General features: G+C 66.4%; 11 protein-coding genes and 1 riboswitch. Of the genes, 6 read left to right on the top strand and 5 right to left on the bottom strand.

The annotated features are described in order from the left end of the window. Positions 1 to 44: 44 nt before the first annotated feature. Genes AC1ROX_RS05800 through AC1ROX_RS05790 form a run of 3 tightly spaced genes read left to right on the top strand, consistent with a single transcriptional unit; the run spans position 45 to position 2992 of the window. Positions 45 to 914, top strand: coding sequence for a CHAD domain-containing protein (locus AC1ROX_RS05800; RefSeq protein WP_493123326.1), 870 nt, complete (start codon positions 45 to 47; stop codon positions 912 to 914). A gap of 36 nt (positions 915 to 950) precedes the next feature. After that, positions 951 to 2114: a CobW family GTP-binding protein gene (locus AC1ROX_RS05795; protein WP_493123324.1), complete on the top strand. Its 1164-nt coding sequence runs from the start codon at positions 951 to 953 to the stop codon at positions 2112 to 2114. Beyond that, a complete protein-coding gene (locus AC1ROX_RS05790) occupies positions 2111 to 2992 on the top strand; it encodes a fumarylacetoacetate hydrolase family protein (protein ID WP_493123322.1) in 882 nt (293 codons plus the stop codon). The genes AC1ROX_RS05795 and AC1ROX_RS05790 overlap by 4 nt, the downstream gene beginning before the upstream one ends. An 82-nt stretch (positions 2993 to 3074) precedes the next feature. Here the strand turns inward: AC1ROX_RS05790 and AC1ROX_RS05785 are convergent, their stop codons facing one another. From AC1ROX_RS05785 to AC1ROX_RS05775, 3 genes are all read right to left on the bottom strand, one after another. Continuing rightward, positions 3075 to 6224: a multidrug efflux RND transporter permease subunit gene (locus AC1ROX_RS05785; protein ID WP_493123320.1), complete on the bottom strand. Its 3150-nt coding sequence runs from the start codon at positions 6222 to 6224 to the stop codon at positions 3075 to 3077. 10 nt (positions 6225 to 6234) lie between these two features. Then, complete coding sequence (locus AC1ROX_RS05780; RefSeq protein ID WP_493123318.1) at positions 6235 to 7425, bottom strand: efflux RND transporter periplasmic adaptor subunit; 1191 nt, start codon at positions 7423 to 7425, stop codon at positions 6235 to 6237. A 230-nt stretch (positions 7426 to 7655) separates the two neighbouring features. Continuing rightward, a complete protein-coding gene (locus AC1ROX_RS05775; protein ID WP_493123316.1) occupies positions 7656 to 8234 on the bottom strand; it encodes a TMEM165/GDT1 family protein in 579 nt (192 codons plus the stop codon). Positions 8235 to 8340: 106 nt separating this feature from the next. Then, positions 8341 to 8441, bottom strand: a riboswitch (yybP-ykoY riboswitch). 126 nt (positions 8442 to 8567) lie between these two features. Here AC1ROX_RS05775 and AC1ROX_RS05770 point away from each other — a divergent pair. Next, the gene (locus AC1ROX_RS05770) at positions 8568 to 9545 is read left to right on the top strand and encodes a Bug family tripartite tricarboxylate transporter substrate binding protein (RefSeq protein WP_493123314.1); all 978 of its coding nucleotides are present in this window, start codon (positions 8568 to 8570) and stop codon (positions 9543 to 9545) included. 9 nt (positions 9546 to 9554) lie between these two features. On the opposite strand, the gene AC1ROX_RS05765 is transcribed toward AC1ROX_RS05770, so the two are convergent. Further along, positions 9555 to 9881, bottom strand: a complete 327-nt coding sequence (locus AC1ROX_RS05765; RefSeq protein ID WP_493123312.1) for an NIPSNAP family protein — start codon at positions 9879 to 9881, stop codon at positions 9555 to 9557. 69 nt (positions 9882 to 9950) lie between these two features. Here AC1ROX_RS05765 and AC1ROX_RS05760 point away from each other — a divergent pair, with 69 nt between their 5' ends. Next, positions 9951 to 10490 (top strand): hypothetical protein, encoded by a 540-nt coding sequence (locus AC1ROX_RS05760; protein WP_493123310.1) that lies wholly within the window; start codon positions 9951 to 9953, stop codon positions 10488 to 10490. 10 nt (positions 10491 to 10500) lie between these two features. Here AC1ROX_RS05760 and AC1ROX_RS05755 read toward each other — a convergent pair whose 3' ends face one another. Continuing rightward, complete coding sequence (locus AC1ROX_RS05755) at positions 10501 to 11406, bottom strand: ABC transporter substrate-binding protein (protein WP_493123308.1); 906 nt, start codon at positions 11404 to 11406, stop codon at positions 10501 to 10503. A gap of 60 nt (positions 11407 to 11466) precedes the next feature. On the opposite strand from AC1ROX_RS05755, the gene polA reads away from it, so the two are divergent. After that, positions 11467 to 14385, top strand: a complete 2919-nt coding sequence (gene polA / locus AC1ROX_RS05750) for a DNA polymerase I (protein ID WP_493123306.1) — start codon at positions 11467 to 11469, stop codon at positions 14383 to 14385. Positions 14386 to 14420: the final 35 nt, after the last annotated feature.

The raw sequence follows: 14420 nt of genomic DNA, 5'->3' as shown, positions 1-14420 counted from the left end.
CTTTGGGGTTGCCCGCTCTCCGGGCGTCGCTACGGTCGGCCGGCATGTCCGCCCGCCAACCGAAGCCTGCCGCCGATACCCCTCCTGATGTCGCCCTTCGATTGATTGCCGCCTCCTGCCGGGCCGATCTTGCGAAATATCGTGTCATCGCTCTGAAGAGCCGTCGGCCGATCGGCATCCACCAGACCCGGGTGGCGTTCCGCCGCCTGCGCGCGGCGTTCAGCGTGTTCCGCCCCGCCATGGACGGCCCGGAGGTCCGGGGGCTTTCGGCCGAGGCCCGATGGCTGGCCGGCGAGTGCGGCCCCGCACGCGACCTGCATGTATTTCTGACGGAAAGCGTGACGGACGTGCCGCCGCTCGTGAAGCGCGTGGCCGCCCGGGTCGCCGAAGTCCATATGGAACGCGCCCGCGCCGCGCTCGGCAGCGCCCGTTACGACTCCTTCGACCAGCAGCTCGGCGCCTTCGCCGCCGCCCCGCCTTCGGCCGGGATCGACGGCGGCCTGCGCCTCGACGAATTCGGCCGTACGGTTCTCGACAAGCGCCATGACAAGGTCGTGCGCCGCGGCCGCCTGATGGACCAGATGGACGAGAAGCAGCTCCACGAGCTGCGCATCGGCTTCAAGAAGCTGCGCTACGCGGCGACCTATCTCAGCCCCGCCTTTGCCTCGCCCGCGGCCAAGCCCTATATCGAAGCGACGACGCGCCTGCAGGGTGCGCTCGGCGCCTTGAACGATCGCGCGACGGCGGCCGCCATGCTGGCCGACATCGCCATGGCCGCCCGTCCCAACGAGGACATCGCCGCGGCGCTCAAGGTTCTCGCCAGGCAGGCGACGAGCGGCGAGAAGCGCCGCCGCCGCAGGTTGGAGCGGGCCTGGAAGGATTTCAGGAAGGTCGAGTGCTTCTGGCGGGCGTGATCCCCCGTTACAGGATACATCCCACAGGATTCCCCCATGAGCGACACGCAGAACGCCGCCGAGCAGCGCATCCCCGTCACCGTGCTGACGGGCTTCCTCGGCAGCGGCAAGACCACCCTGCTGAACAAGCTGCTGCGTCGGCCCGAGCTGGCCGACACCGCCGTGATCATCAACGAGTTCGGCGAGATCGGCCTCGACCACCTGCTGGTCGAGAAGTCCGACGACGAAGGCATGGTGACGCTGAACTCGGGCTGCCTGTGCTGCACGGTGCGCGGCGATCTCGTGCGCACCATGAGCGAGCTGTTCCTCAAGCGCTCGCGCGGCGAGGTCTCGCCGTTCAAGCGCATGGTGGTCGAGACCACCGGCCTCGCCGATCCCGCCCCCATCCTGCACACACTGATGACCGATCCGCTGCTCGCCTCGCGTTACCGCCTCGACGGCGTGGTGACGACGGTCGACGGCGTGAACGGCGCCAGCACGCTCGACAATCACGAGGAGGCCGTGAAGCAGGCCGCCGTCGCCGACCGCATCCTGCTCACCAAGGTCGACATCGCCGACGCGCCCAAGCTCGCCGAGCTGAAGCACCGGCTGCATCATCTCAATCCGGGTGCGCCGTTCCACACGGTCGCGACGGGCGAGATCGATCCCAACCAGATCCTCAATGCCGGTCTCTACAATCCCGACACCAAGAGCGCCGATGTGAAGAAGTGGCTGCAGGCCGAGGCCTACGAGGGCAGCCACGATCACGGGCATGGCCACCATCATCACGGCCATGACCATGGACATGATCACGGCCATTCACACGACCACGGCCACAGCGAGCAGGATCCGCACGACGTCAACCGCCACGACGACCGCATCCGCTCCTTCTGCATGACCTTCGACGAGCCGATGAGCTGGTCGACCGTGGCCGCCGCCTTCGACGCGCTGGTGACCTATCGCGGTCCCGACCTCCTGCGCATGAAGGGCATCCTGAACGTCAAGGATACCGACAAGCCCGTCGTGATCCACGGCGTGCAGCATGTCTTCCACCCGCCAGCCACGCTCGACGCCTGGCCGGAGGGCGACGACCGCAAGAGCCGCGTCGTGTTCATCACGCGCGACATCGGCGAGAGCACGATCCGCAAGGTCTTCGCCTCGTTCTTCGATGCCGAGAAGAAGGGCTGGGGCAACAACGCCGAGGCACCGAAAGCACAATGAAACTCGCTACGATCACCCATGAGGGCCGCACGAAGGCCGCCCTCGCCGACGTCGACGGCAAGACCTTCTGGCCGCTCGAGGAGATGCTGGGACGCCCCGTTTCCGACCTCGGCGCCATCGCCGGCGACCTCGACACGATCAAGTCGAAGATCAAGCCGACCGGCACGGGCCTGAAGCTGTCGGACGTGAAGATCGAGGCGCCGATCCCGCGCCCGGCACGCAACGTCATGTGCGTCGGCAAGAACTATCACGAGCATGCGAAGGAGTTTACGCGCTCGGGCTTCGACAGCAGCGCCAGCTCCGCGGCCGACGCCATCCCGACCGCGCCGATCATCTTCACCAAGGCGCCGGAATGCGTGATCGCCGACGGCGCCGACATCCGCTACCCCGAAGGCGTCAGCGACTCGGTGGACTACGAGGCGGAGCTCGGCCTGGTCATCGGCAAGGGCGGCCGCGGCATCAAGAAGGCCGACGCCTACGCCCATATCTGCGGCTACACGATCATCAACGACGTGACGGCGCGCGACCTGCAGGGCAAGCACAAGCAGTGGTTCCTCGGCAAGTCGCTCGACACCTTCTGCCCGATGGGCCCGTGGCTGGTGACGTCCGACGAGGTCGATCCGGAAAACCTGACCGTGAAGTGCTGGGTGAACGACGAGCTGCGCCAGAACGCCAATACGCGCGACCTCATCTTCGACATCCCGACCCTGATCGAAACGATCTCCGCCGGCATCACGCTGCGGCCGGGCGACGTCATCGCCATCGGCACGCCGGTGGGCGTCGGCATCGGCTTCACCCCGCCGAAGTTCCTGAAGCGCGGCGATCGCGTGACGATCGAGATCGACGGACTCGGCCGACTGTCGAACAAGGTGGCTTAAAGCCGTCCTCATTGGAGCGCGCCACTCCAGTGGCGCTCATGATCATGATTGCGCCACTGGAGTGGCGCGCTCCAATGAGCCGCTAGGTCGGCTGCGTCGATGCGTGAGTCGGTTCCTTGACCACCGCTACGACCTTCTCGCGATCGCGGGCCAGCACGCGCTGAACCACGACGAAGAACACCGGCACCATCAGCAAAGCGAGGACGACTACGGCGATCATCCCGCCCATGACGCCGGTGCCCAGCGCCTGCTGGCTCTTGGCGCCCGCGCCGACGGCGATCACCATCGGCAGCACGCCGCAGACGAAGGCGAAGCCGGTCATCAGGATCGGCCGGAAGCGCAGCTTGCAGGCTTCCAGGGTCGCCTCGACCAGCGGCTTGCCCTGCGACCGCAGCTCCTTGGCGAACTCGATGATCAGGATCGCGTCCTTGGCCGCGAGACCGATGATCGTGACCAGACCCACCGTGAAGTAAACGTCGTTGGGCAGCCCGCGCAGGCTGGCCGCGACGACCGCGCCGCAGATGCCGAGCGGCACCGTGAGCAGCACGGCGAGCGGGATCGTCCAGCTCTCGTAGAGCGCCGCCAGGCAAAGGAAGACCAGCAGCGCCGACAGGCCCAGCAGCAGCGGGGCCAGCGAGCCCGCGAGCTTCTCCTGCAGCGACTGGCCGGTCCATTCGTAGCCGAAGCCGCGCGGCAGACGGCCGGCCAGCTTCTCCATCTCGGCGATGGCGTCGCCGCTGGTGAAGCCGGGCTTGGCCTCGCCGCTGATGCGGACCGACGGGTAGTAGTTGAAGCCCACGATCTGCGTCGGCCCCTTCGACCATTCGACGTTGGCGAAGGCCGAGAACGGCACGAGCCGGCCCTGCGCGTTCTTCACGTTGTAGGCCAGGATGTCGTCGGCGGTCATGCGGCCGGCCGCGTCGCTCTGCACGATCACGCGCTGCATGCGGCCGCGGTTGGGGAAGTCGTTGACGTAGGCCGAGCCCAGGTTGGTCGAGATCGTGTTGTTGATGTCCTCGAAGGTCACGCCGAACGCGCTCGCCTTCTCGCGGTCGATGACCAGGTTGACCAGCGGCGCCTCGGGGAGTCCCTCGACATAGACGTTGCGCAGGACGGGGCTGGCATTCGCCGCGGTGAGGAGCTGCTGGGTGGCCGCCATCAGCGCCGGATAGCCCTTCTGGCCGCGATCCTGCAGGCGGAAGCTGAAGCCCGCGGAGTTGCCGAGATTGTCGACCGGCGGCGGCTGCAGGGCCGAGATCTCGGCGTCACGAACCGACGCCATCTTGCGGTTGATATCGTCCACGATCGCGGCGGCGGATTCGTTGGGGCCGCGCTCGGACCAGTCCTTCAGGGTGATGAAGGCCTGCGCCGTGTTCATGCCCTGGCCGAGGAAGCTGTAGCCGGTCAGGAAGGTCACGTTGTCGACACCGGGGCGGTCGGCCAGGTAGCGCTCCACGGCCTCGACCGCCGCCTTGGTGCGATTGTACGAGGCGTCGGACGGCGCCTGCACGTCGGTCGTGATGAAGCCCTGGTCGTCGATCGGCAAGAAGCCGCCGGGCAGCCGCACGAACGCCCAGGACAGGCAGATCAGCAGCGCGGCGTAGATGCCCATCATCCGCCCCGTCCGCTTCAACGACCAGCCGACCGTGGTGACGTAGCGGTCGCGGATGCCGTCGAGCTTGCGGTTGAACCAGCCGAACAGGCCGCGTTTTGCATGCCCATGGCCCGCCGGGATGGGCTTCAGCATGGTCGCGCAAAGGGCCGGCGTCAGCGAGAGGGCGAGCAGCGCCGAGAAGCCGATCGCCGCCACCATGGTCACCGAGAACTGGCGGTAGATGATGCCGACCGAGCCCGGGAAGAAGGCCATCGGCAGGAACACCGCGACCAGCACCAGCGTGATGCCGATGATGGCGCTGGTGATCTGCTTCATCGCCTTGCGCGTGGCGTCCTTGGGCGACAGCCCCTCCTCCGCCATGATGCGCTCGACGTTCTCGACGACGACGATCGCGTCGTCGACCAGGATGCCGATCGCCAGCACCATGCTGAACAAGGTGAGCATGTTGATGGAGTAGCCGACGGCCAGCAGCGTCGCGCAGGTGCCGAGCAGCGCCACCGGCACCACGATGGTCGGGATGATCGTGTAGCGGATGTTCTGCAGGAACAGGAACATAACGACGAAGACCAGCACGACGGCCTCGGCCAGGGTCATCAGGACCTTCTGGATCGAGGCTTCGACCACCGGCGTGATGTTGTAGGGGATCGAATAGGTGATGTTGGCGGGGAAGAAGCGCGACAGCTCCTTCATCTTCGCCTCGACGGCACCCGCCGTCGCCAGCGCATTGCCGGTCGGCGCCAGCAGCACCGACAGGCCCGCGGTCGGCTTGCCGTTCAGGCGGGTGTTGAACTGGTAGCCCATGCCGCCGACCTCGATGCGCGCCACGTCGCGCAGCCGCACGGTCGAGCCGTCGGGATTGGCGCGCAGCACGATCGCGCCGAACTCCTCGGGCGAGGCGAGCTGGCCCTTCACGAGAACCAATGCCGAAATCTTCTGGTGCGCCGGGCTGGGCTCGGCACCGACGCTGCCCGAGGCGACCTGCGCGTTCTGCGCGTTGATGGCCCGCGTGACGTCGTCCGAAGTCAGGTTGTAGCCGACCAGCTTGGCCGGATCGACCCAGATGCGCAGCGACCGTTCGGTCGAATAGAGGGTGGCACGGCCGACGCCATCGATGCGGCGGATCTCGCCCAGGATGTTGCGGACCATGAAGTCGCCGAGGCCGACCTCGTCGAGGCTGCCGTCGGTGGAATTCAGCGTGATGATCTGCAGCACCGCGCTCGAGGCTTCCTCGATCAGGATGCCCTGCTGGATCACCGCCCGCGGCAGGCGCGCCTCGACCCGCTTGATGCGGTTCTGCACCTCGACCGACGCCATGGCCGGATCGGTGCCGGGCACGAAGTTCGCGATGATCTCGACCTGGCCCAGCGAATCGCTGGCCGATTCGAAGTTCAGGATGCCAGAGGCGCCGTTCAGCTCCTCTTCGATCAGGCGCGTGACGCTGTTGTAGAGATTCTCGGGCGACGCGCCGGGATAGCTCGTGCTGATCGAGATCGAAGGCGGCGCGATGATCGGATACTGCGCGATCGCCAGCAGCGGAATGGAGATCGAGCCGATCAGACAGATGAAGAGCGCAATGACCCAGGCAAAGATCGGACGATCGATGAAGAAACTCGGCATGAGTCGCTGCTCACCGCGTCGCGCTGACGGTCTTGGCGGAGCCTTCGGATGACGCCTCCGCGCTGATCGTGCGCGGGTTCACGCTGTCGCCGGCCGCGAACTTCTGGAAGCCGTCGACGACCACCCGGTCGCCCGCCTTCAGGCCGTCGAGCACCAGCCACTGGCCGCCCTGCGCCGGGCCGAGCCGCACCGGCTGCACGATGACGCGGTTGTCGTCCTTGACGAGGAACACCTCGCTGCCGCCGCCGCCGTTGCGCTGGATCGCCTGCTCGGGAAGGCTGATCGCGTCGCTGTCGACACCCTGCTCGATCAGGACGCGCACATACTGGCCCGAAAGAAGCTCGCGGTTGGGGTTGAGGAACTCACCACGCAGGGTCACCTGGCCCGTCGAGGCATCGACATGTGCTTCGGAGAACAGCAGCTTGCCGGTCAGGGGATAGATGGAACCGTCGTCCATCAGCAGTTTCACCTTGATCGCGTCCTGTGAGATGCGCTCCATCTCGCCGGCTTCGAGGGCGCGGCGCAGCTTGTTGAGCTCGCCGACCGACTGCGTGAAGTCGGCATAGATCGGGTCGAGCTGCTGGATGGTCGCGAGGTTGGTCGCATCGTTCTGCACGACCAGCGCGCCCTCGCTGACCCGGGCGGCGCCGATGCGTCCGCTGAGCGGCGCGCGGATCGTCGCATAGTCGAGATTGAGGCGCGCACGCGCCACGTCGGCCTCGCGGGCAGCGACCTCGGCCTTGGCCTGGGCCACCGTGGCGACGGCGATTTCGTGCTGCGCCGTGGAAATGGCCTGCGTCTTGGCGAGCGCCGTGGAGCGCGTGGCCTGCGGGACCGCGAGATCGAGCGCCGCCTTCGCCTTTTCGAGCGCCGCCTCGGCGGCCTGCAGCTCGACCTCGAAGGGCTTGGGATCGATCTGGTAGAGCGCGTCGCCCATGTTCACGTCGCTGCCCTGGTTGAACAGGCGCGCGACCACGATGCCGGAGACGCGCGGTCGCACGTCGGCGACGCGCGTCGGCGCGATACGGCCCGGCAGTTCCCGCACGATCGTGCGCGGCTGCGGCGTCACGGTGACGACACCGACCTCGGGCGGCGTGGGTTCAGGCTCGGCCTTTGCCGACGTTTCCTTGCAGCCCGCAAGAGCGGGGGTCAGCGCAACGAGGAGAAGGGCCGCTACCGTCCAAGGATTTCCCTTACGCATCTACGCTCTCCACCTGTCGGCGCCCAAGGCGCACAAATTCGTTTCCGCGCAGCCCGTTTCCCGGCGCGGATGCATTTCTCAAGCGTTTCGGATCCCCCTATGCGACTTCGGCGTGCAAATTTCGCTCTTGAGGGCTGCCGTTTGGTCGCTTCGCAGGGTGTGAAGTTCGCTAAGGAGTGTGGCGAGAACAAGGACGACGTTCACCCCGTGTGACATCGTCCTGTCATCGATCATGCGCCGATCAACCCCATGTCGAGCTTGAAAAGGGCAAGCAGGCCCAGCACGACGAAGGAGGCCGCCGCGAGCGAGCGCACGAGCTTCAGCGGCACCTTGCGCGACAGTACATCGCCGAACAGCACCGCGGGCACGTTGGCGATCATCATGCCGAAGGTCGTGCCGGCGGTCACGGCCACCAGATCGTTGAAGCGCGCGGACAGCGCCACCGTCGCGATCTGCGTCTTGTCGCCGATCTCGACCAGGAAGAAGGCAACTGCCGTGGCGATGAACGCGCCGGCCGCGCCCGCGACCTTCGGGCCTTCGTCGGCCTTGTCGGGGATCAGGCACCACACGGCCATGGCGAGGAACATGATGCCCAGGATCCAGCGCATCGCGTCGGGGCCGAGCCAGGCCGCGACGGCGGCGCCGGCCCAGGCGGCGAGCGCATGGTTGGCCAGGGTCGCGACCAGGATACCCAGGATGATGGGGACCGGCCGGCGATAGCGGGTGGCGAGGATCATGGCCAGGAGCTGCGTCTTGTCCCCGATCTCGGCGACAGCAACGAGTCCTGTTGAAACAAGAAAGGCTTCCACGGGCGATTCACGTAGCGGGACCGAGCACGAACCAATGACTCCCGGCACTGCCCGATCCCGCGGGTGAAAGTGCTGGAAGCCAAAGGTCTCGCCAAGCGCGGCCCGTGAAGGACCGTCGGTCGCCGAATGCGCCATGGTTCCGAAGAACCAAGTCTGTTGACACATCCGCCTCTGGGGTGAGGCCGGCTACTCCCCGATGACGAGCGGTAGATAATCCCCTGCTCCGCGCCTCGCAAGGCACGGAACGTCGCGGGTTTTTGCGAATGCCTCGCAGGGCGGGATGGCACGCCGGGTGCAGTGCTCTAGAATTGACCGGTCCGTTCGAGGTGCCCGATGCTGTCTTTGTCCAAGCGCCGCCTGTTGGCGCTTTCCCTGGCCACGGCGCCACTTGCGCGCACCGCCCTCGCCCAGATCTGGCCCGACCGCCCGATCCGCATCGTCGTGCCGTTTCCCGCCGGTGCCGGCGTGCTCGACATCATGGCGCGTCTGCTTTCGGCGCATCTCGGTCCCGCCTTCGGCCAACCGATCGTGATCGACAACCGGCCGGGCGCCGGCGGCACGATCGGCGCCGACGTCGTCGCGAAGGCACCGGCCGACGGCTACACGATGCTGATGGGCAACCCGTCGCTGGTGGTGAATCCGTTCCTGCTGGCGAAGATGCCCTACGACCCGATGACGGATTTCATTCCGCTCACTTTGGTCAACACCGCGCCGCTGCTGCTGGTCGCGCATCCGTCATTGCCGGCAAACTCGGTGGCCGAGCTGATCGCTCTCGCGAAATCGAAGCCCGGCCAGCTCAACTACGGTTCGGGCGGCGTCGGCAGCACGCCCTTCCTTGCCACCGAACTCTTCCGCTCGATGGCGAACATCGACGTGACGCACGTTCCCTATCGCGGCGGCGCGCCGGCCCTGGCCGATCTCGTCGGCGGGCAGTTGAGCTTCATGATCGAGAACATGCCGGGCACCCTGCCGCTGGTGAAGTCGGGCAAGCTGAAGGCGCTGGGCGTGACGACCGATCATCGCGCCGCGCTCGCGCCGGAAATCCCCACCATCGCCGAGTCCGGCCTGCCGGGCTACGAGGTGGTTGGCTGGAACGGCCTGTTCGTGGTGAAGGACACGCCGCCCGCCATCGCCGGCAAGCTCTACGACGAAGTGGCGAAGGCGCTGAAGAGCACCGACGTGAAGGAGCAGATGGCGGCGCTGGGCGCCGAGCCCGGCGGCAACACGCCCGCCGAATTCACCGCCTTCGTGCGCGCGGAGTCGGCACGCTGGGGCAAGATCATCCAGGACAAGGGCATCAAGCCTGAATAGTGCAGCGCCTTACGGATGCGGGCCCCACGGCGCGGCGTTCAGCAGCTTCACTTCCTGGCTCATCACCAGCGGACGGAACTTGACCGCGAACCCGTCCATGAAGGCGGGATCGGCGAAGACGGCGGCCCAATGGCTGCGCCGATGGGCATCGTCGTTGAACTTCCAGAGATGGACGATCTGGTTGATGGTGCCGGTATCGCCCTGGAAATAGCCGACGAGGTTCTTCGCATGGCCGCCCTTGTCGAGCGCCGGGAAGCCGAACTCCTGATAGAGCTTCACCGCTTCGCCCATCTTGCCGACATAGAGCGTGTAGGTCCTGAGTTCGTACAACGCCATTTCCATCTCCCCTGATGTTTCAGGCCGTCAGCATGACAAGAGCCAGCGCCACGATCTAGGCTGATCCCGATGTCCAGCCCCCTCGAAGCCGTCACCACGTACTTCCACGCCAAGGACGGCAGCCGCCCGTTCCTGATGCGCCGCGCCTTCGCCGAAGATGCCCAACTCGAAATGGTGGTGAAGACCGACGCCATTTCCTTCCCGAGCACGGCCAGCGGATTGCCCGAACTCGAGGAAATCCTCGTTCGGCGCTTCGCGACCGCTTTCGAGAATGTCCATACGTTCGGCCTGAAGCGGCCGACGGAGACCGATCGACACCATTTCACCTGCCCGTGGCTCGTCGCCATGTCGGCGAGAAGCGATGGTGCCGTCCGGGTCGGCAGCGGGCTCTACGACTGGCGCTTCTCGTCCGACGCAAGATGCCTGGTCGAGAAGCTGGTCATCACCATCGATGTGATGGAAGTCCTTCCGGCTACGGAACTCGCCAGCATCATGGGTTGGATCACAGCCCTACCCTATCCCTGGTGCCGGCCTGACGAGGTCGTGCGGGGCATGCCGCATCTCGAGGCGCTGGCGCCTGTCGAGCGCTACCTGAAGGAACTCGGCTGAATCTGCGTCTTCACGCGCCGATCGCGTGACGGGCCAGCTTCGTGTCGACCACATCGTCGAAGGCGATGTCGCGTGACAGGATGCCGTCCGAGCGCATGGCAGTGTGCAACCGGTCGTAGCCTTCGCGCCGGATGACCGGATCGGGTCCCCACAGGCCGAGCGCGCGATAGCGGTCGATGCAGGCGGCGAACAGGTCACGCGGGACGTCGGGGAAGAACGACTGCACCACATCGACGATCTCGAGGGACGGCGCTGTAGCAAACCATTTCAGGGTCGCGTCCATGCCCCGGATCATGCGCGCGAGGTCGTCGGCTCGGTCGACGAGGGTACCGCGCCGCGTCACCAGGGTCGTATAGGCGGTGAGGCCGCGATTGGCCGCGGCATACCAGACATGGCCGGCGCCCGTGGAAACCAATCGCTCGGCGTATGGCTGGAAGACCTGCACGGCATCGACCTTGCCTTCGCGCAAGGCCGTCTCGTTCTCGCCCATGCTCTCGTCGGTGATCCGATCGACCTTCGCGGGATCGACACCGGCGCGGCGCAGATCGTCCTGCAGGCAGACCCAGGGCGTCGGCACCTCGGAGACCGTCGCGAGCTTCACAGACAGGAGATCGGCGAGCTTGAAGTCCGGGCGCGGCCTCGCGCCGATTACAAAGAACGGATCGCGCGCCACCACGTCGCAGAAGCAGACGAGGTCCGAGCCCGGGTCCTTGTCGCGCGCGATCATGACCCGGAGCGGCCCGCCCCACATCACGTCGACCTCGCCGGCGCGCAGCGCCCGGGCCGCTTCCAGCGGATCGGGCGAGGGCCGCAGCTCGACCTCGACGCCGGCCCGCTTGAAGGCACCGCTGGCATGGGCGGCATAGAAGGGCGCGTAGAACAGCGCGCGGAAATTCTCGGAAAGAACGATCGCCATGCACCGATCGTAACACAGCCCCACCTCCCGCCGCAGGGCCGAGCGTGCTAGGCCTTGGGCATGGCGAAATCCAAGGTTCCCGCGACGACCCCGGCGGATGGCGACAAGCCGCTCCGTCACCTCTACCTGATCGACGGCTCGGGCTACCTGTTCCGCGCCTATCACGCCCTGCCGCCGATGAACCGGCCGGACGGAACGCCGATCAATGCGGTGTTCGGCTTCTGCCGCATGCTGGTGGCCGATCTCCTGGACAATCCCGAGATCGACCACATCGCCATGATCCTCGATGCCGGCAGCATCACCTTCCGCAACAAGATCTACGACAAGTACAAGGCCAACCGGCCCGAGCCGCCGGAAGACCTGATCCCGCAATTCCCGCTGATCCGCGAGGCCGCCCGCGCCTTCAACGTCACGGTCTGCGAGCTCGACGGTTTCGAGGCCGACGACCTGATCGCGACCTACGCCCGCATGGCGCTCGAAGCCGGCGGCACCTGCACCATCGTCTCGTCCGACAAGGACCTGATGCAGCTGGTGCGGCCGGGCGTCGAGCTGATGGACCCGATCAAGAAGATCAAGCTCGGGCCCGAAGCGGTGTTCGAGAAGTTCGGCGTCACGCCCGACAAGGTGGTCGACGTGCAGGCGCTGGCCGGCGATTCGACGGACAACGTGCCGGGCGCACCGGGCATCGGCATCAAGACCGCGGCCCAGCTCATCAACGAGTACGGCAACCTCGAAGCGCTGCTGGAACGCACCAAGGAGATCAAGCAGCCCAAGCGGCGCGAATCGCTGGAGAACAATGCCGAGCTGATCCGCATCTCCAAGCAGCTCGTGACCCTGCGCGACGACGTGCCCGCGCCGGCCGATCCCGACTCGTTCGACAAGCGCAAACCCGATCCCAACGTGCTGCTGCCCTGGCTGGAGCAGCAGGGTTTCAGGACGCTGCTGCAGCGCTTCACCAGCGAGCTGGGCGAAGCCACCGCACCGGTCGTCCCGGCCTCCGCGCCCGCTCCCGTGAAGAAGGCCGAGCCCACTCCGGCGCCCGCCGCCTCCGCCTCGAAGAAGCCCAACCGCGACTTCACGACCGCCGACTACGAGCTGATCCAGGACGAGAAGCTGCTCGATGAATGGATCGCCGAGGCGACCAAGGCCGGCACGGTGGCGTTCGACTGCGAGACCGACGGGCTCGATTCCAACAATGCCGGCCTGGTCGGCGTGTCGCTGGCCCTGCTCGAAGGCCCGTGGGGCGACGTCAACTCGACGCGCCGGCGCGCGGCCTATCTGCCGCTGATGCATCGCGTCCCCGGCGGAGCCGTGCAAGGCGCTCTCGATCTTTTAGGCGACGGCGGCGACAAGGATGCCGGCAAGCTGCTGGACGGTCAGATCCCCTTCAAGACGGCGCTCGCCAAGCTGAAGCCGCTGCTGGAAGACCCGGCGGTGCTGAAGGTCGGCCAGAACATCAAGTACGACATGGCGGTGTTCCGCCGGCACGAAATCGAGATCGGCCCCGTCGACGACACGATGCTGATCTCGTTTGTCCTCGACGCCGGCAAGAACAATCACGGCATGGACGAGTTGGCCGAGCTGCATCTTGGCCAGAAGACCATCAAGTTCTCCGACGTGGCCGGCAGCGGCGCCAAGCAGGTGACCTTCGACAAGGTGCCGCTCGACAAGGCGCGCGACTATGCCGCCGAGGATGCCGACGTCACCATGCAGCTCTGGGCGCGTCTGAAGCCTCGCCTGGTGCCCGAGCGCGTGACATCGATGTACGAGACGATCGAGCGGCCGCTGATCCCGGTGCTGCTCACGATGGAAAGCGCCGGCATCAAGGTCGATGCGCTGAAGCTCAAGGGGCTGAGCGCCGACTTCGAGAAGCGGCTGGCCGAACTCGAGGGCGAGATCCACAAGATCGCCGGCCGCGAATTCAATGTCGGCTCGCCCAAGCAGCTGGGCGAAATCCTGTTCGACGAGCAGAAGCTGCCGGGCGGCAAGCGCAACAAGAACGGCTCGTGGGCGACCGACGCCTCGGTGCTCGACGATCTCGCGGCGCAAGGCCATCCGCTGCCGGTGAAGATCCTGGAGCATCGCCAGCTCGCCAAGCTGAAGGGCACCTACACCGACGCGCTGGTGCGCCAGGTCGATGCCAAGACCGGCCGCGTGCACACCTCGTATCACATGACCGGCGCCGCGACCGGCCGCCTCGCCTCGACCGATCCCAACCTGCAGAACATCCCGGTGCGCAGCGAGGAAGGCCGCAAGATCCGCCAGGCCTTTATTGCCGAAACGGGCCACAAGCTGCTCAGCGCCGACTATTCGCAGATCGAGCTGCGCCTCCTGGCGCATGTCGCCGATATCCCGGAACTGAAAGAAGCCTTCGCGCGCGGCGACGACATCCACGCCATCACGGCGAGCGAAATGTTCGGCGTGCCGGTGAAGGGCATGGACCCGCTGATGCGGCGCCGCGCCAAGGCGATCAACTTCGGCATCATCTACGGCATCTCGGCCTTCGGCCTGGCCAACCAGCTCGGCATCGGCCAGCAGGAGGCGAAGGACTATATCGGCAAGTACTTCCAGCGTTATCCGGGCATCCGCGATTACATGGACCGCACCAAGGACTTCGCGCGTAAGCACGGCTATGTGCTGACGCCGTTCGGCCGCAAGATCCACCTCAGGTTCATCCACGACAAGAGCCAGGGCATGCGCGCCTTCGCCGAGCGCGCCGCGATCAACGCGCCATTGCAGGGTGGCGGCGCCGACATCATCAAGCGCGCCATGATCCGCCTGCCGGCCGCGCTGGCCGCCGCGAAGCTCAAGGCGAGGATGCTGCTGCAGGTCCACGACGAGCTGCTGTTCGAGGTGCCCGAGAAGGAACTCGACAAGACCAGGGACGTGACGCGCAAGATCATGGAAAGCGCCGCCTCGCTCACCGTCCCGCTGGTCGTCGATACCGGCGTCGGCGACAACTGGGCGGCGGCGCACTGACGCTACTCGCCAGCCGACACACCCACTGTCATCCC

Source organism: Reyranella sp. GW821-FHT14A01 (genome assembly GCF_058803965.1).
Note: the sequence above shows the minus strand (reverse complement) of the source record. Positions and strands in the feature narration are given on the sequence as shown.

Excerpts from the sequence above, each read along its gene's own strand:
- AC1ROX_RS05780 (WP_493123318.1), bottom strand. The coding sequence starts at position 7,425 with ATGCGTAAGGGAAATCCTTGGACGGTAGCGGCCCTTCTCCTCGTTGCG.
- AC1ROX_RS05760 (WP_493123310.1), top strand. The coding sequence starts at position 9,951 with ATGTCCAGCCCCCTCGAAGCCGTCACCACGTACTTCCACGCCAAGGAC.
- AC1ROX_RS05795 (WP_493123324.1), top strand. The coding sequence starts at position 951 with ATGAGCGACACGCAGAACGCCGCCGAGCAGCGCATCCCCGTCACCGTG.
- polA (WP_493123306.1), top strand. The coding sequence starts at position 11,467 with ATGGCGAAATCCAAGGTTCCCGCGACGACCCCGGCGGATGGCGACAAG.
- AC1ROX_RS05755 (WP_493123308.1), bottom strand. The coding sequence starts at position 11,406 with ATGGCGATCGTTCTTTCCGAGAATTTCCGCGCGCTGTTCTACGCGCCC.
- AC1ROX_RS05765 (WP_493123312.1), bottom strand. The coding sequence starts at position 9,881 with ATGGCGTTGTACGAACTCAGGACCTACACGCTCTATGTCGGCAAGATG.
- AC1ROX_RS05790 (WP_493123322.1), top strand. The coding sequence starts at position 2,111 with ATGAAACTCGCTACGATCACCCATGAGGGCCGCACGAAGGCCGCCCTC.
- AC1ROX_RS05770 (WP_493123314.1), top strand. The coding sequence starts at position 8,568 with ATGCTGTCTTTGTCCAAGCGCCGCCTGTTGGCGCTTTCCCTGGCCACG.
- AC1ROX_RS05785 (WP_493123320.1), bottom strand. The coding sequence starts at position 6,224 with ATGCCGAGTTTCTTCATCGATCGTCCGATCTTTGCCTGGGTCATTGCG.
- AC1ROX_RS05800 (WP_493123326.1), top strand. The coding sequence starts at position 45 with ATGTCCGCCCGCCAACCGAAGCCTGCCGCCGATACCCCTCCTGATGTC.